The sequence below is a fragment of the Nocardioides sp. YIM B13467 genome (assembly GCF_042788075.1).
Taxonomy (GTDB): domain Bacteria; phylum Actinomycetota; class Actinomycetes; order Propionibacteriales; family Nocardioidaceae; genus Nocardioides.
On the sequence record NZ_JBHZPJ010000046.1, the window covers coordinates 1,552,582 to 1,574,310 of the forward strand.

The following is a 21,729-nucleotide window of genomic DNA, read 5'->3' on the forward strand; positions in this document are numbered from 1 at the left end:
TCACTGGAAGGATGTTGATCGTGCCCAAGGCGTTTCCCAGTGCTGCTGGTGGCTCCTCGGGCAGCGGCCGAGGCGGGCCTGCGGCTGAGTCTGCGGCAGCCAGTTCAGATCACGGAAATTCGTGGCCGCGCTGGGCCATCACGACCTGGTTGGATCGATGGGCAAGGTCGGCGCGTGTGGCGACACCACCGCCATGGAGTCGTTCTTCGCGTTGCTGCAGAAGAACGTCCTCGAACGCCAGACCTGGGCCACTCGCGTAGAGCTCCGGATCGCGATCGTGACCTGGATCGAACGGACCTACGACCGCCGACGACGCCAACCCAGACTAGGCCGATTGACCCCGATCGACTACGAGACCATCATGACCCCAACCGCCACCCAGGCGGCCTAACCCCAACTGTCACCAGTTCGTGCAGCAGTCCCCAACCGGTCAGAGCCAGTTTTGTTGTCAGCTGTCTTGAACCGCCTCTGACCTGCATGAACGCCGGTCTGAAGCGGACCTGTTTCCTGAACCCGATACCGACTGCGCGAGGCGTCGAAGCGGCGACCGCACACGTCAGCGACCGGCCACGTCGAGACCGCTGAATCACCCGACCTGGGTGATGAGAGACAGCTCAGACGGCTCTAGGCTTCCAGCGATCCACGACTGGAGGAGGCGGAACCTGCGATGGGAATCTTGCGCGCACGACGAGGCGACGACCCAGACGTGCGTCGGTTCCGGGTCGTCGCCCTCGAGTCGTTGACCGGCTGATCGCCGTGACGCTCCGCGTGTCCGAGCCGGCGAAGTCATGACCGAGGGTCGGCAGAACGGCAAGAGGCTCCTCGGCCGGGTCGCCGGCGCGGTGACGGAAAGGGTCGTCGACACCGTCGACCCCGATATCGTCCTGGAACACGTCGACCTCAACGCGCTGCTCAGCCGGGTGGACCTCGACGCGGTCCTGGCGAGGGTCGATCTGGATGCGTTGCTCGCGCGGGTCGACCTCAACACGCTCCTCGCCGACGTAGACCTGGATGCCCTGCTGCGAAACGTCGACCTCGAGGCGCTCGTACGCCGCTCCGGCATCCCCGACATCGTCGCGGAGAGCACCTACTCGATGGCTGGTTCGGCCCTCGACCTCGCCCGGCGACAGTTGGTGGGCCTCGACGTCGTCGTCGACCGGATCGTGGACCGGCTGATGCGGCGGAGCGAGGACGAACGACGGGAAGGGCCGCCCAGTCTGGTCGCGGCCGAGCAAGGGGCGCCCGACCCAGGAACGGCAGCACGATGACCCGCCGGGTGCGCCGCTCGGTGTCCGGACACTATGCGGGGGCGATCAGCAGGGCAGCTGCCGCTGCCATCGACGGCCTTCTCATCGCCGGCCTCTATACGCTGGGCGTCGCCGGGTTCGGCTACCTGCTCGAGATGTTCACGTCCAAGTCGCTCACCGACGACCGCTCGACCCTGCTCGGGATGGCTGCTTTCGCGATCTGGGCCTTCTCCTACGTCTTCATCAGCCTCGCCATCACCGGCCGGACGATTGGCAAGGGACTGACCGGACTGCGCGTCGTACGCGCCGACGGCACTGCACCAGGGGTGCGCACCATGTTCGTCAGGACGCTGGTGTCTCCCCTCAGTGTGATCTTCTTCGGGATCGGCCTGCTCCTGATCGTCGTGCAGCGTGAACATCGTTCTGCCCACGACTTGATCGCCAAGACCTGTGTTGTCTATGACTGGGGGGACCGGAGCGCTGAGATGCCGGGACCCCTCGCGGACTTCCTCAACCGCGCCCAGTCGGACTCCCCGCAGCGCTGACGACGCCCGCAGGCTCAGGAGCCGCTCTCGTCGCTGAGGCGGACCTCGGACCAGTCGAGCCCGTCGAGATTGACGACGATCGCCTCCTGGGTGGTGCGGGCGATCACGACGACGGCCTCGGTGTCGGTGTCGGGGTTCTCCTCGCGGTGGGGGACCCACGGTGGCACGAAGACGTAGTCGCCGGGGCCGGTCTCCACGCGGGTCTCGACGGGCTCGGCTCCCTCGGTGTCGAGGAAGACGAAGACCGGGTTGCCGGAGACGACGTAGATCGCGGTCTCGGAGGCGCCGTGGTGGTGGTTGGCGGAGGCGGTCGAGGCGGGGACATGGGTCTGGCCCATCCACAGGTTCTTCGCGCCGACGGTCTTGCCGCTGACCGCCTCGAGCCGCCGCATCCCCGAGGTCTGCCCGGTCTGGTCGACCAGACCGGAGGGAGCCACGTGGTGGAGTTGCCGATGGAAGGCGTCGATCTCGGCGGGAACGAGGACACCGCTCGGCGTGCGGATGTAATCCCCGTCGGAGGACCCGGAAGGTACGTGAACGGCGGACATCAGGCTCCTTCGGCCAGGGTGAGGACGGGTCGTTGCCCGGCAGGGCGGGCCGTGGACCTCACGGTCGAGATCGTAGCTCCAGGCTGAGGAGGCGCTTGGTCGCGCGCGTCTGGGCGACGTAGAGGTCGCGCGGCCCGGCGTCACCTGCGGCTCGTACGCCCGCAGGGTCGACGATGATCACGGTGTCGAACTCCAGCCCGCGAGCCTCGGGTGCGGCGACGATGTGGGCGCCGGCCCTGTGCACATCGGCCTCCATGGCGAGCGAGCGCTCGGTGGTGGCGATGACTGCGATCAGCTCGCCCGGGTGGTCGTCGGCGATCTCGGTGATCAGCGTGCTCAGCGTGGAGCGGAGGCTCTCCTCGGTCACGTCGAGGAGACGTGGCTGCTCTCCGTGCCGGATGGATCTGGAGAGCTGCTGATCGGGTGCGATCTCGGCCAGCAGCGGTTCGGTCGCGAGCAGGATCTCGGTGGTCGTGCGGTAGTTGACGGTGAGTCTGTGGTGAGCGAACCGCTCGCCGACGAACGGCTTCAGGGCCTCGTCCCAGGTCCTGAGGGTGGTCGAGGGGCCTGCCTGGGCGAGATCGCCGACGACCGTCATCGACCGGTTCGGGCAGCGGCGCATCAGCGCGCGCCACTGCATCTCGGAGAGCTGCTGGGCCTCGTCCACCACGATGTGGCCGTAGGTCGTCTCCGGGGTCCCGTCGACGAGGGCGCGGGCCTCGTCCAGGAGGGCGAGGTCTGCGTCGCTCCACCCGGCGCCACGGTCGACGCCGAGGTCGTTCAGGAGGTCGCGGACGAGATCGTCGGCGACGAGTCGGGGCCAGACCCCGGTGATCGCTCGATCGATGGACGGGTCGCCGAGGAGATCCTCGCGGATGCTGTCCCAGTCGATGTCCAGATCATCCGTGGAGGGATCGTTGCCCGTGAAGCGGTCGAGGTCGATGCCCAGGTGCGCTTCCAGCTCCTCCTCGAAGTCGGAGATCTCCTTCGCGGTACGCCGCTCCAGCTCGTTGACCAGGTCGTCGACGACGTACTCGGTGAAGAGCTCGCGCGCGCGGTTGTGGCCGATGTCGCCCTGCAGCGCCTGGCGCCGGGCGGCGTCGACCACGGCCGGGTCGAGTCTCACCGTGTCATGGGTGGTCTTCAGCTCCAGCGCCACGCCGTGGGGCTGGTGGTCCCGCACCGACCGGGCGAGGGCATCGGCCAGCGCCGCGCGCCCCTTGATCCGCGCGAGGTGGTCCGGCTCGGTCCGCGTCGCCTCGACGCCCACCAGATCGGACATGGTCGCCAGCCGTACGTCGTTCTCGCCGAGCGAGGGCAGCACCTCGGAGATGTACGTGAGGAACCGTCGGTTCGGCCCGAAGACGAGCACACCTTGATCGGCGATCGACGCGAACGCGTACAGCACGTAGGCCGCGCGATGCAGGGCGACGATGGTCTTGCCGGTGCCGGGACCGCCGTCGACGACCATCACCCCACGATGGGGAGACCGTACGATCTCGTCCTGTTCGGCCTGAAGGGTCGCCGCGGCCTCGTGCATCCGTCCGGTCCGCGCCGTGCTCAGCGCGGCGACCAGCGGGCTGTCTCCGACGAGGTCCACGGCTGTCGGCGAGGTGCCGTCGAGGATCTCGTCGTTGATGTCGACGACGCTGCGGCCGTCGAGGCGTAGGTGCCGGCGCCTGCGTACGCCCATCGGTGCGGCCATCGTCGCCGCGTAGAACGGTCGCGCGGCCTCGGCCCGCCAGTCGATCAGCAGCGGGTTGCCGCCCTCTGTGCGCAGCCCGATCCGACCGATATGCAGAGCCTCGCTCTGGTCGGAGGGGTCGATCCGCCCGAAGCACAGCGAGTGCTCCGCCGCCTGCAGCTGTCGAATGCTCTCGGACAGCTGGGCGACCTCGAGATCCCGGGCATAGCGCTCGCTCGGCCCATCGACAGGCGCCGCGATCGCCCGCTCCTGCGCTGCCCGTCTCGCGCTCACCTCGTTGTGGAGAAGCGCGTACATCGCGTCGACCGACCGCTGCTCCTCGCCGACCTGACCGACCCTGCTGACCTGCTCGCCCACGTACGCCGCCTTCCGTTTCCGGCGTCAACTATGAGCGGCAGCCTGGGTAAAGACAACGTTGATCTTTTCCTGGATCCGTGGCCTCTGACTTTCGTCGTGGCGGGTGTCAGTACCCGGTCCCTCGCTTGACCTGCTCTCGCTCGGACGGATGGGTGCCGCCCTTCTCGTCCAGCGTCGCGCAGGCGTCGGCGAGGTCACGGGTGAGCCGCTCGACCTGCTCGCGACTCATCGTCTCCTTGACCAGCGCGCGCATGATCTTCACGTTCTCCGCGTTGGGCGGCAGCGTGTACGCCGGGACCATCCAGCCGCGCTCGGCCGAGAGCTGCCAGGCGATGTCGGACTCGTCGTACGTCGTGCGGGCACCGGTGAGCCGGAACGCCACGAGCGGAAGCTGCTCGAGGTCGTCGCCGATCACCTCGAACCGGCCGCTGTCGCGGAGGTTCTTCGCCAGCGCCTTGGCGTTCTGCTGCATCTGCTTCATCACGTACGTGTAGCCGTCGCGACCCAGCCGGACGAAGTTGTAGTACTGCGCCAGCACCATCGCCGCGCCCGTCGAGAAGTTCAGGGTGAAGGTCGCGTCGGTCTTGCCGAGGTAGTTCTCGTAGAACACCAGCTCCTCGGCGAGGTCGGACTTCTCGCGGAACACCAGCCAGCCGATCCCGGGGTAGACCAGCCCGTACTTGTGTCCGGAGACGTTGATCGAGCGGACCTGCTCGAGGCGGAAGTCCCACGGGGAGTCGGGGTAGAGGAACGGCCACACGAAGCCACCGCTGGCCGCGTCGACGTGCAGCGGGATGTCGAGGCCCTTGTCCTTCTTGACGTCGAGCAGCAGCTGGTTGATCCCGACGACGTCGTCCATGTGCCCGGTGAACGTCGTGCCCAGGACGGCGACCACGCCGATGGTGTTCTCGTCGAGATGGGGCGCCACGTCATCGGGGCCGATGGTGTACCTCTTCTCCTCGAGCGGGACGATCCGCGGCTCGACGTCGAAGTACCGGCAGAACTTCTCCCACACGACGTGGACGTCGCCGCCGAACACGAGGTTGGGCCGGTCGACCGAGGCGTTCGCGGCCTCCCGGCGCTGCTTCCACTTCCACTTCAGGGACAGGGCGCCGAGCATGATCGCCTCGGACGAGCCCTGAGTGCGACAGCCGGTCGTCTCGCCGGGGGCGTGGTAGAGGTCGGCGAGCATCCGTACGCAGCGCTGCTCGATCTCGGCGGAGATCGGGTACTCCGCGTGGTCGATGAAGTTGCGGTGCAGGTTCTCCGCGATGATCCGCTGCGCCTCGGGCTCCATCCATGTCGTCACGAACGTCGCGAGGTTGCGCTGCGGGTCACCTTCCATGACCAGGTCCTCGTCGATCAGGCGCATCGCGTCGACGGGGCGCATTCCGGTCTCGGGGAAGGCGGTCGACGGGGCAGCCTCGGTCAGGAACCGGTTGCCGTAGAGCCCCTCGGCCTCTGTGTCGCTGAGTCGTGTCATTGCTGAACCACCGTTCTTGTCGTAGTGGGTGTGGCGAATGCCTGGATGACCCCGCCGACCGCGAAGCACACTGCTCCGGCGAACGTCCCCCAGTTGACGAGCCCGGTATCGATCGCGCTCGAGGTCGCCGGGCGGGTGAAGGCGGCGAGGCCGGCGAGGAAGAAGAGGACCGACCCGAGCTGGTTGACCGCGACGACCCACCAGCCGACCAGGTGGGTGAGCACCCGAACGTGCCCCGCACCCACGTCGAGCATCGCCAGGTGACCGGAGACCAGGAAGCAGACACAGCCGGTCATGTCGGGCAACCAGATCCACCCGTCGGACTGACGGGGCGTCAGGCCGGCAGCGAAGGCGGCGACCAGGCTGACGGCGAAGAACAGCGTCCCCACGAACAGCACGAAAGCGCTCAGCCAGCTGCGCGGGCGCAGCCGGAAGCTCCACCAGCGCATGCGCTCATCGGTGTCGGAGTTGTCGGAGTTGTCGGCGCTGTCGGCGAGCAGGATCGAGACGTAGCCACCGAGCGTGAAGAAGCAGCCCCCGACCAGGTACGTGACGTTGACGGTGGGCAGGCTGGTCGCTCCGAGCTGGGCGAAAGCCGCCCCCAGGGCGAACAACGAGCCACCGAGCACGAAGGCGACGGCGGCGACGCGGTTGAGCCGGGTCGACCGACGCGTCAGTACCTGGTCCATGGCGGCGGCCACCCTCCCTCTCCCTACGCACCGCCATCCTCGACGGGCCAGGTCGTGGCGTCCTCATCCGGTCCGGGTGAAATCCAACTGCACCGGCGGCTGCCGGAGACCCTCGTGCTCAGACCACGCCGTGCTCGAAGGCGAAGGCCGTGGCGGCGGTGCGCGAACGGACGTCGAGCTTGGTGAAGATGTTGGAGAGATGACGGGCGACGGTCTTCTCGCTGAGGACCAGGTCGGCGGCGATCTGGGCGTTGCTGCGGCCGGAGGCGACCAGGCGGAGGACCTCGGCCTCGCGAGCGGTGAGGCCGGCGGGCAAGGACGCGGGGGCGAGCAGATCGTCGGCCTCGTCGGCGGCGGGCCGGGCGCCGATCTGGCGGAAGACCGTACGCGCCGCCTCGAGCTCGCGCCGGGACGACTCGGTGTCACCGACGCCGGCCAGTGCGCGCCCGGTCAGCAGCCGTGCCTGGCTCCGCTCGTAGGTGGCCTCGGCCCGGGCCCAGAGCTGCTGGGCCTTGCGCAGGTAGGGGAGGGCGCCGGCGGGGTCTCCCGCGGCGAGCTCGACCGCACCGTGCGCGTGCGCGGCGGCAGCCTCGAGCCAGACGCAGCCGAAGTGTCCGGCGAGCCCGTCCAGCTCGTCCGCGACCTGTCGGGCCCGGTCGGTCTCGCCGGCACCGAGCAGCACCTCGACGGCGGCCGGCAGGAGCCGGCATCGCTGCACGGGACCATCGGTCTCCACCAGCAGCCGCTCGACGGCGGCGAGCGCCGCCGCGGCCTGGCCGCGAGCCGACCAGAGCAGTGCGAGGCCGGGCTGCGGGTCGAACCCCCGGTCGGCCGCGCGCTCGTAGGCGGCGTCCGCCTCGGTGTGATCACCGCGCAGCCGGAGCACCTCGCCGGCCTCGTACGCCGCCAGCCCGGCCGCGTCCGGTGCGTGCACCTCCTGGTAGCGGCGGGTCGCGTGCTCGAACTCCTCCAGGGCCTGCTGCCACTCGCCGTGGAGCCGCAGCAGCTGGCCACGGTGGACCGCGCACTGGCCGGTGAACGTCAGCAGCCCGGGCTGGGCGGCGCACCAGCGTTCGAGGGCCGCGGTCCACTCCGCCACCCGGCCGAAGTCGCTGATCTCCTGGCAGCCCTCGATCGCGGTGCAGTAGACGTGCCCGGCCACGACCGGGGAGGCCTCGCCCGCGATCACCCGGATCATGGACTCGTCGAGCAGGGCGAGGCCCTCGGCGACCCGGCCGGAGTAGAGCGCCATCCGGCCCTGGGAGCAGAGCCCCAGCGCGGTGAGGTCGGGTTCGACGTAGCGCCGGCCGCGCTCGGCTACCTTGTCGGCGAAGCCGCCCGCCGTGGCGAAGTCGCCGGTGCTCAGCGCCAGGAACATCCGCAGGAAGTCGACCCAGCCGAGCTCGACCCCGTCGTCGAGGTCGGCGACCAGGTTCTCCGCCCGCGCGGTCCAGCCGCGGGCCAGGGCACTCTCCCCGTGCACGTGGGCGGTCATCGTGATCCGGAAAGCGCAGCGAACCGAGCGGCCGAGGTCGGAGGCGTCCTGGCTCTTGCGGAAGGCCCGGTGCAGGGCGGTGACGGTGTCGTCGTGGTGTCCGGTCAGCTCGGCGGCGACGGCGAAGTCCTCGAGCTCCTCTGCCGAGAGCACCTCCGGGTCGGCTCCCGACCAGGCTGCGTACGCCGCGCCCCAGTCACCGCGGACGAAGTCGGCGCGGGCGCTCTCCAGCAGGACGTCGGCCACGGCAGGCACCTCCACTGGAGAGCGTACTCGGATCAGGCGGCCAGCGAGTGGGGTGCGGCGTGCCGCATCCGGGCCGTGACCCGGTCGGCGACCAGGGCGGCGTCGCGTCCCGCGCCCGCCAGGAGCATCGAGCTGAAGGCGTACTGGAAGCTCAAGCCGCAGAAGAACAGCCCCTCGGCCTCCGCCACCACGCCGCGCATCTCCCGCGGCCAGCCGTCCTCGTCGAGCACCGGCAGGTGGATCCAGTCGAAGGCCTGCCGGAATCCGGTGGCCCACACGACGTTGGCGACCTCGCGCGGAGCGCCGTCGACGACGGGAAGCCCGTCGCGGACCTCCTCCACCCTCGAGGTGACCCGCTCGACGCCGCGGTCGGCCAGGTCCGAGCGCTTCACCCGCAGCATCGGCCCGCCGTGACGCCGCACCTCGGGCATCTCCTTGCGGCCGATCGGCGTACGCCGGGTGATGACGTGCCGCCACGCGAAGAGCAGCACGGGGAAGATCACGTGCATGACCGGCGAGTCCAGACGCGGCGGGATCTCGCCGCAGTCTCGGCCGGCCAGGATCGTCGGCCGGAACTCGGCGACCTCGAAGGCGATGTCGCAGCCGGAATGGCTGGCGCCGACGACGAGCACCGGGCCCTCGCGCAGCTGCCCGGGGCGGCGGTACTCGCTGGAGTGGAGCTGCAGGATCGACGGGTCGAGCTGCGCCGAGATGGCCGGGACGTTCGGCGTACGGCCGAAGGTGCCGGTCGCGACCACGACGTTGTCGCAGGTCCAGGTGCCGCGGTCCGTCGTCACCCGGAAGCCGTCACCGTCCCGCTCGAGTCCGCTGACCCGGGTCTGGAGCCGCACCGGCAGCTCGAAGGTCCGGGCGTAGGTCTCCAGGTAGTCTGCGACGTCGTCCTTCCCGGGGAACGACCACCTCTTCGCCGGGAACGCCATGCCCGGCAGGGAGTCGTACTTGGCAGGGGAGTAGAGCCGCAGCGAGTCCCACTGGCGCCGCCAGTTGTCGCCGACCCGCGCGTTCGCGTCGATGATCACGAACGGGCGGCCGCGGCGTCGCAGGTGGTAGCCGGTCGCCAGGCCCGCCTGGCCGGCGCCGATGATGATCGTCTCGATGTGTGTGGTGTCCATGCTGATGACGCTAGGTCCGCACCTCGCCGCTCCGCGTCGGTCGTACGACGCATCCGTCTGCGGTGGGTAGTGGGTCGATCTACCCATGACACCAGCCGGCACCGGAGCAGGTCATTAGGGTGAGCAGGGTGGAGGAGCCTGAGCAGTCTTTGGAGCAGCGGCTGCGGGCGGCGATGATCGCCTGCCGCGAGAGCGTGTTTCCGGCGTACGCGAGCCCGGCGGAGGTGTTCGACGGGCTTGCCGAGGCGTGCCGGGAGCTGGGGATCGAGGAGTGGGACGTCTATGCCGAGCGGGGGCCGGTCGCGCGGCTCGAGGCGGAGGTCGGCGAGCTGCTCGGGAAGCCGGCGGCGTACTTCCCCTCCGGGGTCATGGCGCAGCAGGTGGCGCTGCGGATCCACGCCGACAACGCGGGCAACCGGCGGGTCGCGATGCCCGACCTCTCTCACCTGCTCGTCCACGAGGACGACGGGCCGAGGATCCTCCAGGACCTGCTGATCGAACACCTCACCACCGGGCGCACGACTCCGACGAAGGCTCACCTGGACGCGATCCCGGGGCCGTTGGCCGCGTGTCTGGTCGAGATCCCGTTGCGCGACGCGGGCTGCCTGCTGCCGACGTTCGACGAGCTCGCGGGGCTGGCCGAGGCGTGCCGTGAGCGCGGGATCGCGTTCCATCTCGACGGCGCCCGGATCTGGGAGTCGCAGCAGTGGTTCGGCAAGCCTCTGGCTGACATCGCCGGCCTCGCGGACACCGTCTACACCAGCTTCTACAAGGGTCTCGGCGGGCTCGCCGGCGCCGCGCTGCTGGGCGATGAGGACTTCGTCGCGCAGGCCCGGTTGTGGCGCCACCGCATGGGCGGCACCCTCTACCGGTCCACCGCCGAGGCGGTCGCCGCGCTGGTCGGCCTGCGGGACCGGCTCCCGCACATCGGTCAGTGCGTGATCTGGGGGAGGGCGTTGGCCGCCGCGCTTCCGGCGTACATCTCCGTCCAGCCACCGGTGCCGCACACCAACACCTTCCTGCTGTACGCAGCGGGCGACCCGGACCAGGTCAACACCCGTCTCCTCGCCGAGCTGGAGGAGCAGTCGCTCGCATTCAGCAGACCCTGGACGGCGGCCGAGGAGCCGGGTCGGATGGTGACCGAGATGACGGTCGGCCAGGGTGCCCTCGGCCTGGATCCCTCGGCCGTCGCCGGCCACCTCGCCGCGCTGCTGGACTGAGGCCCCGGCCCTGCCCGGCGCCTCACCCGTCTCGGGTGGTGCGTCGGGGACCGCCCCGTTCCTACGCTCGACGCACCGCGATGAAGACGGAGCCGAGCGCGGCACCCGTCCCCCCACACTTCTACCGGAGGATGTTGAGAGATGGGCCCCCATCAGGTCGGGACCTCACCGACCGCCAGCACCGGGCAGGTGCTCGTCCCCGGGGGCCTGGATCTGGCTGGCAGCGACCACTTCTACCCCGAGGAGCGCCCGGTGGTCGAGGTCGCCGTGAGTGATGTGTGGTGGGATCCGCACCCGGTGACGAACGCGCAGTTCGCGGCCTTCGTGGCTGACACCGGGCATGTCACCGTCGCCGAGCGCGATCTCGACCCCGCCGACTTCCCGGGTGCCGACCCGGCGCTGCTGGTGCCCGGTTCGCAGGTGTTCACCCAGGCACCGGGTCCGGTCCCGTTGCACGACTGGACCCGGTGGTGGCGCTGGCAGCCCGGTGCCCAGTGGCGCCACCCCGACGGCCCCGCAGCCGACGTGGGGAGCCGGCCCGGACGCCAGGTCGCGGACTGGACCGAGATCCCGGACCACCCGGTCGTGCACGTCGGTTGGGAGGACGCCGTGGCGTACGCCCGCTGGGCCGGGAAGGAGCTTCCGACCGAGGCCGAGTGGGAGCACGCCGCCCGCGGTGGCCTCGTCGGCGCCGACTACGCGTGGGGTGACGAGCTCGCCCCGGGCGGGCGCCTGATGGCGAACACCTGGCAGGGACAGTGGCCGTGGCGCAGCGAAGACCCGCGCGACCACGACCGCACCAGCCCGGTCGCCTCCTACCCGCCGAACGGGCATGGTCTCTACGACATGGTCGGCAACGTGTGGGAATGGACCCGCACTCCGTGGACGCCCGACCATCGTGACCTCATCGCCCCACCCCGCGGCCGGGCCGCGGCGGGTGCGCCCTCGCGGCAGGTCGACGTCGCTGCGCCCTCCTGCTGCGGTGGCAGCCAGCGCCCCGGCACCGGAGCCGACAAGGTCAAGGAGACCGATCGGATGGTGACGAAGGGCGGGTCCCACCTCTGCTCGCCGCAGTACTGCCGCCGCTACCGGCCCGCCGCGCGCCAGGGGCACGGCGTGCGGGACACGACGTCGCACGTCGGGTTCCGCTGCGTCGTACCTGGGTCGTGAGATCGCACAGGTCGCAGGCTGAGTGCCGACCGACGTGAACCGACCTCGCGGCCGCTCGTTCGGTGATATTTTTGGGCGACCACCGAAGTCCTACTGAAGGGCAGTTTCATGTCGGTTCAGTTCGAAGTGCGCATCGATGGAATGACCTGTCACCGCTGTGTCGAGACCGTGACGAGCGCTCTCGGTGGCCTGGAGGGCGTCGAGGGGGTCGTGGTCGACCTGAACCCGGGTGCCGTGTCGAGCGCCCGCGTCACCGCCGACGGACCGCTCGAACCAAGGGTCGTCAGATCCACGCTCGCCAAGGCCGGATTCACGATCGCTCGCGAACCCTGACCGGCCGAGGAGTCGTCCGTGCCCGGTCTCGGCTCCCGTCAGCATTTTCCAGCCCTCACCGCCGAACCTGATCTCGTCTACCTCGACGCCGCGTCCGGCACCCCCTGTCCCGAGCCGGTCATCGCCCAGCTCACCGCCGAGCTGCGCGGGCCCGCCGCCAACCCCGGCAGGGGCGGACACCCTTGGGCCCGGGACGCGCTGCGCCGCTTCGAGGAGGCACGCGCCACCGTCGCCGCGTTCCTCGGCACCTCGTTCGCCGACGAGGTCGCCTTCACCCGCGGCGCCACCGGCGCGATGGCGTTCCTCGCCGACCGCTGGGGACCCGCGGCGCTCGCGAACGGCGGGGACATCCTCTACTGCCCCGGCGACCACCTCTCGACGGTTCGGCCATGGCTCCGGCTCGCCGAGCGGATGCGACACCAAGGTGTCCGGGCGGTGGCATACCGCCGTGACCGGCTGGGGCGCATCGACCCCGACGACTTCGCCCGAGCAGCGAGCGACCGCACCGCGGTCGTCGTCGTCACCGACGTACACAACCTCCACGGCACCCGGGCCGACCTCGAGGCCCTGGCGATCCCGCCGTCAGCGACCGTCTGTCTCGACTGCTCCCAGAGCGCCGGGCGGCTGCCCCTGCGCCTGGCCGATTCCCGGGCCGAGCTCGCCGTCGTCTCGGGCCACAAGATGTTCGGGCCTCCCGGCACGGGCACGGTCTACGTACGCCGGGATCAGCATCATCGGATCGCGGTCGACCGGGCGGCCGCGCGGAGCGGGCCGGCGCGACACGTCTCGCCGCTCACCGACGCCGCCGAGGAGGGCAGCCTCGACGGTGCCGGCGCCGCGGGGCTCGCCAGTGCGACCGCGTTCCTCGACACCATCGGCCTCGACCGCGTCGGCGGCCACCTCACCACGCTCACCGCCCGGTTCGCCGACGGCGCCGCCCGGATCGGAGGCGTCACCCTCCTCGGGCCGCCGGTCGACACGGGCCGACCGCACAGCGGCATCGCCGCCTTCGCCTGCGACGGTCAGGCGGGCGCCGACGTGGCCTTCGCCCTCGAACGCCGCGGCGTGTACGTACGCGCCGGCGACCACTGTCTGGACGGGCCACGGGAGGACGCGGTCCGGGTGAGCTTCCACCTGTACAACGACGAGAACGACGTCGACCGACTCCTGCAGGGCCTCGCCACCGCTGCCGAAAGGGACTGACACGTGCAGAACGAAGGCATCAGGTACGACCGCGCCGCCGCCGCTCGCATCCTGGCCGAGGTCGCCGGTGCCGACTTCCTGGCCGGCCCGGCCCCGGCCGTCGCCGAGGTGTCGGTCGACTACCGCGTCGAGGAGCTCAGCCCAGAACCTGGAGGACCGCTCACCACCGGACAGCGGCGCTACCTCGAGTCCTTCATGCGGCCGTGCCGGCCCGACCAGGTGGTCAGCGCCACCCACCGCATCACCTGGCGCGACTCCCGCGGGATCGCGAACAGCGGCCACATCGGACCGGGCCCGCTCGGCCCGGTGCTGCCGATCGCGGCCAGGGAGGCCGTGATCGCGGTAGGTGACGCGATCGCCGACGCCGATCCCGTCACCGCGCGTTCGGAAGCGCTCGACGACGACGCGCTCGACGTCCTGGCCGACACGACCACCGACCAGGAGCCCGCCGAGATCTTCCGCGTCGGCGCCGAGGCCGCCGGCCGAGCGCTCGTCCAGCACGGCATGCTCGCCGGACAGGTCGGGATCGAGGATCCGGTCGAGTTCGCCGAGGCGATGTGGGACTCCGGGCTCTACGGCACCGTGGCCTCGACCTGGTTCTGGGAGCTGCAGGCCTCCACCTACCGCAGAGGCATGATCCCCGCGAGCCTGGAGGGGACCGGCGGCCGGCTGCGCTACACCGCCGACACCGTCGCGCTGCTCGCCGAGATGAAGCGCCGCACCATCGCCGACGCCCACGAGGTGATGGACCGAGCCCGCGAGGACGGCCTGGGGGTGCGCGCCGCCATCCAGCGGTACCACGTCGAGCTCGACCAGATCTCGCGACAGTACGCCCTGCTGCCGGCGGGGGAGCGGCCCGTCTGCCTCGGGCAGCGGGCCCATCAGGTCGACGGGCAGCGCGTCCAGCCGCTCGCCGCGGTCGCTGGGGCGCTCACCGGCGCGTTCCGGTCCGCGGTCGAGTCGGTGCGGATCGCCGAGATCCCCGAGTCCGCCGCGCGGGACGTAGGGTTCGCGGCGGGGGAGCAGGAGTTCGGGGTCCCGGACATGACCTGCCGGCACTGTCGGGTGACGATCACCGCCGTCTTCGACGCCCAGGCGGCCGAGCTGATCGAGGTGGACCTGCACGGGAAGCGGGTGCGAGCCAGGTTCACCGACGCCGGGCAGCGCGACCGGGTCTTCGCCGACCTGCGCGACTCCGGCTACACGGTGGCCGACGGGTGAGCGTTCGCTACCCGCTCCCGGCCGCGCGACACCCGCTCGCCGCCCGCTTCCTGGACGACGCCGCCGCGGTGAGTGAGGCGATCGAACGGTTCGGGTCGCCGCTCCATGTGGTCTTTCCGCAGGTCATGGCTGAGAACGCCACTTCGTTTGGAGGCGTGCTGCGGCGCCACGGCGTGCCGTACGAGATCTTCTACGCGCACAAGGTGAACGCCTCGGCCGCGCTCCTCGCCGAGGCGTCCGCAGCCGGACTCGGTGCGGACGTGGCCTCCGCGGCCGAGCTCGACCGGGCCCTGGCCGCGGGATTCACGCCGGACCGGATCGAGGCGACAGGTCCGAAGGCGCCGGCGTTCATCGACCGGATCGCCTCGCTGGGGGTGACCGCCAACGCCGACGACCTGTGGGAGCTCGACCGGCTGGGGGCTGCCGCGCCGGCCGGCAGCGCCATCCCGATCCTGCTGCGCCTCTCCGGGTTCGCCTCGCCGGCGGTGCCCCAGTCCCGGTTCGGCATCGATCTCGCCGATGCCGACGCCGCCCTCGAGACCGTACGCCGCGCCCCCGGCCTCGACCTGCGCGGTGTCGCGTTTCATCTCGACACCGCCGACCCGGCCGCCCGGGTGGACGCGCTGACCGAGTCGATGGCGGTCGTCGCCGCCGCCCACCGGAAGGGCCTGCGGCCGTCGGTGATCGACATCGGCGGCGGGTTCCGCCAACGCTTCGTCGACGATCCCGAGCCGTTCCAGCGGTACTCGCAGGCGGTTGCCACCGGACCGGGGGAGCTGGTGTGGCCAGGTCACGACCTCGGGCTCCGGCGAGCCGGAGCGGTGGCCGGGGCACCAGCCGCTCACAAGTACGGCAACCACCGCCCCGCCACCGACGTCCTGGAGCGGTTCCTGGCCGCCGAGATCGAGCGGCGTCCGGTCGCCGAGGTGCTGCGTGAGTGCATGCTGACGCTGTGGATCGAACCGGGCAAGGCCCTGGTCGACCACGCCGGGGTCACCCTGGCCTCGGTTCTCTACCGCAAGCGCGCCGCCGGGCGCGACCTGGTCGTGCTCGACCTCTCCCGCAACCAGATCACCCCCGCAGACCAGGAGGTCCTGCTGGACCCGGTGCTCGTCGATGGCCATGGCGAGCCGCCGACAGTGGGTGTCTTCCTCGCCGGCCGGCTGTGCTTGGAGTCCGACCTGGTGAGCCGCCGCAAGGTGTTCCTCGAGTCCGAACCGAGCAGCGGCGACGTACTCGCGTTCGTCAACACCGCCGCCTATCAGATGGACCTGTCGGCCTCCTCCGCCGGCGGGCATCCGCCGCCGCCCAAGGTCGCGGCGGTCTGGGACGGCGAACGGTTCGCGTTCGTCGCCGACGACCACCACGGGAGCTGACCATGCGTTACGACAGCGTGCTCGACATGATCGGCGACACCCCGCTGCTGCGGCTCGATCCGGCCGCCCACGGTGTGCCCGAGGCCGAGATCTTCCTGAAGCTGGAGTCGGCCAACCCGTTCGGCTCCGTCAAGGACCGCGTCGCCTGGGCGCTGCTGCGCGACCACATCGGTGAGATCGCCGAGGAGGATCAGGTCGTCCTGGAGGCATCGAGCGGCAACACCGCGAAGGCGCTCCAGATCATCGCCTCGATGCACGGGGTCCGGTTCAGGGCATTCACCAACCGGGTCCGGGTGCGCGAGGTCCGCGAGATGCTGTCTCTGCTCGGCGCCGAGGTGACCGAGATGCCCGGACTCTCGGAGTGTCCGGACCCGACCGCGCCCAACGACGTGTTCGGGGTGATCGGCGATCTCATGGAGGGTGAGCCCGGCCGCTACCACCACACCTCGCAGTACACCAACGAGGACAACCTGCGAGCTCACTACGAGCAGACCGGCCGCGAGATCTACCGCGACGTCGGCCCGGTCGACCTGCTCGTGGGCGGGCTCGGCACCACCGGCTCCACCCGAGGGGCCGCGACGTACCTGCGCGAGCGCAACCCGGAGACCGCCGTGGTCGGCGTCGTCGCCGCCGAAGGTGACTTCATCCCCGGCATCCGCTCGGCGGCGGAGATGTGGGAGGTCGGGCTCTTCGACCCCGGCTTCTACGACGCGATCGCCGCCGTCGACTCGGCCGACGCGATCTCCGCGAGCCTCGAGCTGGCCACCCGGCACGGTGTGCTCGCCGGGCCCACCACCGGGGCCGCCTATGCCGCCGCTCGGGAACGGCTCCTGTCCGGCCCGGGCGGCCCGGCCACGGCGGTCGTGATCGCGTGCGACCGGATGGAGCCGTACCTCTCCTACTACCGCCACCGTCGTCCTGACCTGTTCGGCGCGGCGAGCCCCGCTCCTGCCGAGGAGGCGCCTTCGGCGGCGCCCGAGGACCTCGAGGCGTGGACCGCTGCGGGCGAGCACGTGGTCGTGGTGGACGTACGCACGGCGCTGGCGTTCCAGGCGGGCCACATCCCGGGGGCGATCAACCTCCGCGACGACCTGCTCGAGCAGGTCATGGAGGCGGGGATGCCGTTCTCTGAGGCGTCCCGGGTGGTCTTCGCCTGCCCGACGGGGGACCGGTCGGCGCGGTTCGCCGCCCGGGCCGCGGCGACCGGTCGTCGGGCCTACAACCTCGAGGGCGGCGTCCTCGGCTGGCGCGACAGCGGCCGGCCGCTCGCGGGAGTCTGATCCTCACGCGGGAAGGAGGACGAGCATCGTGCCCATCCCGGCGGCCATCAGCCCGTGGCCGAGGGCGGGCAGGCGGTGCTCGCGCACCGAGGTCGCCCGCACCAGCCACCACAGCACCCCGGCCGCACAGACCGCCACGAACAGCGAGTTGACCGCGATCGCCCAGCCCGGAGGGTGCCCGGCCGGCGCGATCGCCACCGCGCTGCCGTGACCCGCATGACCCTCGAGACCGCCCACGTCAGCCATCAGCAGCGGCATCGCGGCGAGCATCCAGATCATCGCGGCGTTGAGGCCGAGATGACCAACCAGGTCCGCGCGCCGGGCCCTGTCGCTCGCGCCCCGCAGGGCCGGGAGCAGTGCCACGGCCAGGACCGCGAAGAGCGCGACCTGCGCCCAGACGGCGACATCCGAGACGATCACCCAGATCATCAGGATCATCGCGGCGCTCATCGCGGCGTGGTTGAGGTGGAGAACGGTCTCCGTGCCCGACGGTGGGCAGACCACGAGGATCCAGATCCCTGCGGTGCCCGTGAGCACGAACGCCACGGTCAGCAGAAGGTCCCAGGGAGGATCGACCACACCCACAACGTACTACCGCAACGCCGCCGAGGAGGCCGGTCGCCGACATCGGTGCCGCGGTGCGGCAAACGGCTGGCTCAGGCGTCGAGATCCTGCGCGACGAGCGCGGCGATGGTGTCGACCGCGGCCTGGTCGGGGCCGGTGACCTCGACCTTGTCGCCGTTTGCGGCGCCGAGGGTCATGATCAGCAGCGACGAAGCGGCATCGACCGGCTCGCCGCCGGGGACGGCCAGAGTGATCTCGGCGCCGAGCTCGTCGACCTTCTCGGAGATGATCGCGGCGGGGCGGGCGTGCAGGCCGACGGCGGAGCCGACGGTGACGGTCTGGGTGGGCATGATGCTCCTTCGGTGTTGGGACGTACGGGACGATTCAGCTGATCGCGGCGGCGGGGACCGGAGCGCGGCCGACGGACTTGAGGGCGATCACCATGCCGGCTCCGACGATCACGCCGGCGGCCAGTGCGATCAGGTAGCCGAGCACGTTGGTGACGGCGAAGAGGACGAAGATGCCGCCGTGCGGTGCGCGGACGCCGACGTCGAAGAGCTGGGAGAGGCCACCGGTCACCGCGCTGCCGACCATGATCGCCGGGATGACGCGCATCGGGTCGCCCGCGGCGAAGGGGATGGCTCCCTCGGTGATGAACGAGGCGCCGAGCAACCAGCCGGCCTTGCCGTTCTCGTGCTCCGCGGGGGTGAAGAGCTGGGGACGTACGACGGTGGCCAGCGCCAGCGCGATCGGCGGGACCATCCCGGCGAGCATGACCGCGGCCATGATCCGCAGCTCGGGGGAGTCGGCGGCGAGCGAGGCCGCGCCGACGCCGGTGGCGGCGAAGCTGTAGGCGACCTTGTTGAGCGGGCCGCCCATGTCGAAGGCCATCATCAGGCCGAGCACCGCGCCGAGTGCGACGGCGCTGGAGCCGTCCAGGGCGGCGAGGCCGTCGGTGAGCCGCTCCATCAGCCAGTTGATCGGCTTGCCGAGCACGATGATCATCACCAGGCCGGCCAGGATCGAGGTCACCAGCGGGATCACCAGCACGGGCATCAGGCCGCGCGCCCAGCTCGGGACGCTCCACCCGCTGACCCAGTGGGCGATCACGCCGGCGAGGACACCGCCCGCGATCGCGCCGAGGAAGCCGGTCGCAGGCGCCGCGACGCCGTCGGCGTTGACGACGCCGAACAGGTTGGCGGCCAGCGCACCCATGATGAATCCTGGGGCGATGCCGGGGCGGTCGGCGATGGCGTACGCGATATAGCCCGCCAACGCGGGGATGAACAGCATGAACGCGGTCTTGCCGATGACGAAGAACAGGGCGCCGAGGTAGACGGCGAGGCCGCTGTCGAAGAGAGCGTGGTCGAGACCGAGGGCCTGTACGTCGGGGAGGTTGGTCAGGGTGTTGTCGACCATGACCGCGCCGTAGACGTCGGTGATGTCGTAGCCGCCGAGCAGGAAGCTCAGCGCGATCAGCAGGCCGCCGGCGGCGACGAACGGGATCATGTAGGAGACGCCGGTCATCAGGACCCGGCGGGTCCGTCCGCCCCAGCTCTCCGAGGCGGTGCCGGCGGACTCCGACGAGTCGCCTCTGCCGGACTCCACGCGGGCGGCGTTCGGGTCAGCGGCGGCGGCGAGCGCCTCGGCGATCATCGCGTCGGCGTCGTCGATCGGACGCTTCACGCCGGAGGAGACCAGTGGCTTGCCGGCGAAGCGGCTCCGGTCGCGGACACCGACGTCGACGGCGAAGATGGCGGCATCAGCGCGAGCGATCGTCTCGGCGGGCAACGGCGTCGCCCCGGCCGAGCCCTGGGTCTCGACCGCGATCTCCACGCCGGCCCGCGCGGCCGCGGCCTCGAGGGCCTCGGCCGCCATATAGGTGTGTGCGATGCCGGTCGGGCAGGCGGTCACCGCGACCAGGGTGCGCTTCTCCGCCGGGGCCGGGGCCGGTGCGGGCTCCGGTGTCGCGCTCTGGGCTGAGGTCGGCACGTCGCCGACCGCTTCGAGAATGGTCCGGGCAGCCTGCTCGGCCGAGTCGGTCTCCCGCAGTGTCTNATAACCGGGGTGGACCGAGTCCGCCCCGGACCGGGCGGCGACGTCGAGGATCTTCTCGATCGAGAGATACGACTCCGCCGGGGTCGCGCCATCCAAGGAGTAGGCCTCATCAGCCAGCCGTACGAACAGCGCGTCACGATCGGGGTCCGCATAGACCGCGACCGAGCCGATCCCGGCGTCCTTGCACGCACGGATCACTCGAACAGCGATCTCACCACGGTTGGCGATCAGGACCTTTGTCAGTTCAGGCACGGTGTTCTGCTTTCTACGACGTTCAGTTCGGAAGAGCGCTGGCGCGCCAGGCGCCGGGGCCGGGGTGGAGCGGGGTACGCAGCTGGGGGGTGGCCCACAGGGAGCGGGGCTTCTTCTTCGGGGGCTCGGCTGTGCCGAGGGCTGCGAAGACGGCCACGATCGCGGCGATGTCTTCGGGGGTGGCGTGTTGGTCGATGACCTTGAGCAAGGGCTTCGGCTCGGGTGTCGGGTTTTCGGGGGTGGTCACAGCGGGATGTTCCCGTGCTTCTTGGCGGGCAGGGTCTCGCGTTTGGTGCGCAGTAGCCGCAGGGCGCGGGTGACTTCGGTGCGGGTTTCGTGGGGTGGGATGACGGCGTCGATGTAGCCGCGTTCGGCGGCGATGTAGGGGTTGGCCAGGGTGGTCTCGTACNACGGCGCACCCTCGGAGCGCCAGTGGAAGAGGAAGGACCCCAGCGTCGCGCCGGCCACGAACGGCTCCAGCCCGACCTCCGGGTCGGCGGCCGGAATGGTCGTGACCACATCGGACCGATCCCGCACGGCGCGAGCCAGTGCGGCCCCCGCCCGCCGGAAGTCGTCGCGACGTTGCGCGCCGACACCGATCAGGAGGATCTGCCGCAGGGTGCCTGAGCCGGTGACGGCGTACGTCGTCACCTCACCGGCACTGCCGGTGGCACCTTCGAACTCGAGATGACCCAGGAGGTCGTGTCGGTCGCCGAGGTCGGCGACCCCAGGACCGATGACCAACTCGTCCTCGCCCGGGATGACCGGGAGCGCGATGATCTCGGCATCGAGGCTATCCGGGCCGAGCGGATTGAGCGTGAAGGTGGGCGGCCCGACCTGCGACGGCAGAGCCGGTGACGGCAGCGTTGTGGTCATCTACGCGTTCAGCCCAAGACCTTTGATCTCTTCGCCGAGCGCGGCGGCCTCTTCGGCGTTCAGTTCGACGACCAACCGGCCACCACCTTCGAGCGGGACGCGCATCACGATGCCCCGACCTTCCTTGGTGACCTCCAGCGGACCGTCTCCCGTCCGCGGCTTCATCGCCGCCATGCGGCACCTTCTTCCGTGTCTCGCGTGTCGGCGCTCACCTGCCGGATGGCCTCGGAGCGCGCATTGCACGTCCATTATCCCTCATCAGGTCAGCAGACCTGACGGCAAGGTGGGAGTTTCGGCGGGTTGACCTGCGTTCGAACCTGTCAGATGACCGAGGTTCCGTAGGCCCAGGTCAGCCAGATCGCGAGGATCACCAGCGTGAGGTGCACCACGATGGCCGCTCCGGAGGACTCGTGGAACGCTCCGTCCCGGTCCCGAGGGTCCTCTCCGACGGGGCGGTCGTAGCCCTCGTCGTAGCGCTCGTCGTAGCGCTCGTCATAGCCACGGTCGTAGGCCTCGTCGTAGTCGTAGCCCTGGGCGTACGCCTGGTCGTAGCCCTGCTCGTAGCCCGCGTAGGCAGGCTCGTCGTAGCCCTGGTCGCGCTGCCGTCGACGTGGCTGCGCGTCGGGCGCGGGCGGGGTCGGGACAGGGGGCTCGGTCCGGTCGCGGCCCCGGTCCCGGTCGCGCGGACCGTAGGACTCGAACGAGTAGGGATCGTACGTCTCGGGCTG

At 70.7% G+C, this 21,729-nt stretch carries 21 protein-coding genes and 2 pseudogenes; 10 read left to right on the forward strand and 13 right to left on the reverse strand.

The features are described 5' to 3' along the window. Positions 1 to 94: 94 nt before the first annotated feature. The 3 genes and pseudogenes from ACFX43_RS14590 to ACFX43_RS14600 all read left to right on the forward strand — a co-directional run. Positions 95 to 391, forward strand: a pseudogene (locus ACFX43_RS14590) (IS3 family transposase); the annotation flags it as partial. A gap of 397 nt (positions 392 to 788) precedes the next feature. Next, positions 789 to 1,268, forward strand: coding sequence for a hypothetical protein (locus ACFX43_RS14595; RefSeq protein WP_378825418.1), 480 nt, complete (start codon positions 789 to 791; stop codon positions 1,266 to 1,268). Then, complete coding sequence (locus tag ACFX43_RS14600) at positions 1,265 to 1,792, forward strand: RDD family protein (RefSeq protein WP_378825426.1); 528 nt, start codon at positions 1,265 to 1,267, stop codon at positions 1,790 to 1,792. Before ACFX43_RS14595 ends, ACFX43_RS14600 begins: the two co-directional genes overlap by 4 nt. 14 nt (positions 1,793 to 1,806) lie before the next feature. Here the strand turns inward: ACFX43_RS14600 and ACFX43_RS14605 are convergent, their stop codons facing one another. The 6 genes from ACFX43_RS14605 to ACFX43_RS14630 all read right to left on the reverse strand — a co-directional run bounded on the left by ACFX43_RS14605 (position 1,807) and on the right by ACFX43_RS14630 (position 9,448). Further along, positions 1,807 to 2,340, reverse strand: coding sequence for a cupin domain-containing protein (locus tag ACFX43_RS14605; RefSeq protein ID WP_378825442.1), 534 nt, complete (start codon positions 2,338 to 2,340; stop codon positions 1,807 to 1,809). Positions 2,341 to 2,398: 58 nt separating this feature from the next. Beyond that, on the reverse strand, positions 2,399 to 4,402 hold the full coding sequence (locus tag ACFX43_RS14610) for a HelD family protein (RefSeq protein ID WP_378825452.1): 2,004 nt from the start codon (positions 4,400 to 4,402) through the stop codon (positions 2,399 to 2,401). Positions 4,403 to 4,508: 106 nt separating this feature from the next. After that, a complete protein-coding gene (locus ACFX43_RS14615) occupies positions 4,509 to 5,885 on the reverse strand; it encodes a glutamate decarboxylase (protein WP_378825463.1) in 1,377 nt (458 codons plus the stop codon). Then, positions 5,882 to 6,574: a hypothetical protein gene (locus ACFX43_RS14620; RefSeq protein WP_378825474.1), complete on the reverse strand. Its 693-nt coding sequence runs from the start codon at positions 6,572 to 6,574 to the stop codon at positions 5,882 to 5,884. Before ACFX43_RS14620 ends, ACFX43_RS14615 begins: the two co-directional genes overlap by 4 nt. 118 nt (positions 6,575 to 6,692) lie before the next feature. Then, positions 6,693 to 8,315, reverse strand: coding sequence for a LuxR C-terminal-related transcriptional regulator (locus tag ACFX43_RS14625; protein WP_378825484.1), 1,623 nt, complete (start codon positions 8,313 to 8,315; stop codon positions 6,693 to 6,695). 32 nt (positions 8,316 to 8,347) lie between these two features. Continuing rightward, a complete protein-coding gene (locus ACFX43_RS14630; protein ID WP_378825493.1) occupies positions 8,348 to 9,448 on the reverse strand; it encodes a flavin-containing monooxygenase in 1,101 nt (366 codons plus the stop codon). Positions 9,449 to 9,576: 128 nt separating this feature from the next. Here ACFX43_RS14630 and ACFX43_RS14635 point away from each other — a divergent pair, with 128 nt between their 5' ends. The 7 genes from ACFX43_RS14635 (at position 9,577) to ACFX43_RS14665 (ending at position 17,251) form a co-directional block, all read left to right on the forward strand. Further along, complete coding sequence (locus ACFX43_RS14635) at positions 9,577 to 10,668, forward strand: threonine aldolase family protein (RefSeq protein WP_378825503.1); 1,092 nt, start codon at positions 9,577 to 9,579, stop codon at positions 10,666 to 10,668. A gap of 141 nt (positions 10,669 to 10,809) precedes the next feature. After that, positions 10,810 to 11,838, forward strand: a complete 1,029-nt coding sequence (locus ACFX43_RS14640) for a formylglycine-generating enzyme family protein (RefSeq protein WP_378825522.1) — start codon at positions 10,810 to 10,812, stop codon at positions 11,836 to 11,838. Positions 11,839 to 11,946: 108 nt separating this feature from the next. Beyond that, the gene (locus tag ACFX43_RS14645) at positions 11,947 to 12,171 is read left to right on the forward strand and encodes a heavy metal-associated domain-containing protein (RefSeq protein WP_160023692.1); all 225 of its coding nucleotides are present in this window, start codon (positions 11,947 to 11,949) and stop codon (positions 12,169 to 12,171) included. 18 nt (positions 12,172 to 12,189) lie between these two features. Further along, positions 12,190 to 13,374, forward strand: coding sequence for an aminotransferase class V-fold PLP-dependent enzyme (locus ACFX43_RS14650; protein WP_378825541.1), 1,185 nt, complete (start codon positions 12,190 to 12,192; stop codon positions 13,372 to 13,374). Positions 13,375 to 13,377: 3 nt separating this feature from the next. Next, positions 13,378 to 14,595, forward strand: coding sequence for a copper chaperone (locus tag ACFX43_RS14655; RefSeq protein WP_378825547.1), 1,218 nt, complete (start codon positions 13,378 to 13,380; stop codon positions 14,593 to 14,595). Then, on the forward strand, positions 14,592 to 15,971 hold the full coding sequence (locus ACFX43_RS14660; RefSeq protein WP_378825555.1) for an alanine racemase: 1,380 nt from the start codon (positions 14,592 to 14,594) through the stop codon (positions 15,969 to 15,971). The genes ACFX43_RS14655 and ACFX43_RS14660 overlap by 4 nt, the downstream gene beginning before the upstream one ends. Before the next feature lie 2 nt (positions 15,972 to 15,973). Then, entirely contained in the window at positions 15,974 to 17,251 is a 1,278-nt protein-coding gene (locus ACFX43_RS14665) for a pyridoxal-phosphate dependent enzyme (protein ID WP_378825563.1), read from the forward strand. Positions 17,252 to 17,254: 3 nt separating this feature from the next. On the opposite strand, the gene ACFX43_RS14670 is transcribed toward ACFX43_RS14665, so the two are convergent. The 7 genes and pseudogenes from ACFX43_RS14670 to ACFX43_RS14700 all read right to left on the reverse strand — a co-directional run bounded on the left by ACFX43_RS14670 (position 17,255) and on the right by ACFX43_RS14700 (position 21,175). Then, positions 17,255 to 17,830: a DUF5134 domain-containing protein gene (locus ACFX43_RS14670; protein ID WP_378825583.1), complete on the reverse strand. Its 576-nt coding sequence runs from the start codon at positions 17,828 to 17,830 to the stop codon at positions 17,255 to 17,257. Between the two features lie 77 nt (positions 17,831 to 17,907). After that, the gene (locus ACFX43_RS14675) at positions 17,908 to 18,165 is read right to left on the reverse strand and encodes an HPr family phosphocarrier protein (protein WP_160023680.1); all 258 of its coding nucleotides are present in this window, start codon (positions 18,163 to 18,165) and stop codon (positions 17,908 to 17,910) included. Between the two features lie 34 nt (positions 18,166 to 18,199). After that, positions 18,200 to 20,125, reverse strand: coding sequence for a fructose-specific PTS transporter subunit EIIC (locus ACFX43_RS14680; protein WP_378825604.1), 1,926 nt, complete (start codon positions 20,123 to 20,125; stop codon positions 18,200 to 18,202). A 22-nt stretch (positions 20,126 to 20,147) separates the two neighbouring features. Then, the gene (locus ACFX43_RS14685) at positions 20,148 to 20,372 is read right to left on the reverse strand and encodes an acyl-CoA carboxylase epsilon subunit (RefSeq protein WP_378825614.1); all 225 of its coding nucleotides are present in this window, start codon (positions 20,370 to 20,372) and stop codon (positions 20,148 to 20,150) included. Further along, positions 20,369 to 20,593 carry a carboxyl transferase domain-containing protein gene (locus ACFX43_RS14690; RefSeq protein WP_378840899.1) on the reverse strand — a complete coding sequence of 75 codons (225 nt, stop codon included), beginning with the start codon at positions 20,591 to 20,593 and terminating at the stop codon, positions 20,369 to 20,371. Before ACFX43_RS14690 ends, ACFX43_RS14685 begins: the two co-directional genes overlap by 4 nt. Continuing rightward, positions 20,573 to 21,001: pseudogene (locus ACFX43_RS14695) on the reverse strand (M17 family peptidase N-terminal domain-containing protein); the annotation flags it as partial. The pseudogene ACFX43_RS14695 and the gene ACFX43_RS14690, both read right to left, overlap by 21 nt. Continuing rightward, a complete protein-coding gene (locus tag ACFX43_RS14700) occupies positions 21,002 to 21,175 on the reverse strand; it encodes a DUF3117 domain-containing protein (RefSeq protein ID WP_008358749.1) in 174 nt (57 codons plus the stop codon). Positions 21,176 to 21,729: the final 554 nt, after the last annotated feature.

Coding starts and splice junctions, on each gene's coding strand:
- ACFX43_RS14600 (WP_378825426.1), top strand. CDS start 1,265: ATGACCCGCCGGGTGCGCCGCTCGGTGTCCGGACACTATGCGGGGGCG.
- ACFX43_RS14645 (WP_160023692.1), top strand. CDS start 11,947: ATGTCGGTTCAGTTCGAAGTGCGCATCGATGGAATGACCTGTCACCGC.
- ACFX43_RS14675 (WP_160023680.1), bottom strand. CDS start 18,165: ATGCCCACCCAGACCGTCACCGTCGGCTCCGCCGTCGGCCTGCACGCC.
- ACFX43_RS14700 (WP_008358749.1), bottom strand. CDS start 21,175: ATGGCGGCGATGAAGCCGCGGACGGGAGACGGTCCGCTGGAGGTCACC.
- ACFX43_RS14605 (WP_378825442.1), bottom strand. CDS start 2,340: ATGTCCGCCGTTCACGTACCTTCCGGGTCCTCCGACGGGGATTACATC.
- ACFX43_RS14665 (WP_378825563.1), top strand. CDS start 15,974: ATGCGTTACGACAGCGTGCTCGACATGATCGGCGACACCCCGCTGCTG.
- ACFX43_RS14595 (WP_378825418.1), top strand. CDS start 789: ATGACCGAGGGTCGGCAGAACGGCAAGAGGCTCCTCGGCCGGGTCGCC.
- ACFX43_RS14640 (WP_378825522.1), top strand. CDS start 10,810: ATGGGCCCCCATCAGGTCGGGACCTCACCGACCGCCAGCACCGGGCAG.
- ACFX43_RS14615 (WP_378825463.1), bottom strand. CDS start 5,885: ATGACACGACTCAGCGACACAGAGGCCGAGGGGCTCTACGGCAACCGG.
- ACFX43_RS14630 (WP_378825493.1), bottom strand. CDS start 9,448: ATGGACACCACACACATCGAGACGATCATCATCGGCGCCGGCCAGGCG.
- ACFX43_RS14620 (WP_378825474.1), bottom strand. CDS start 6,574: ATGGACCAGGTACTGACGCGTCGGTCGACCCGGCTCAACCGCGTCGCC.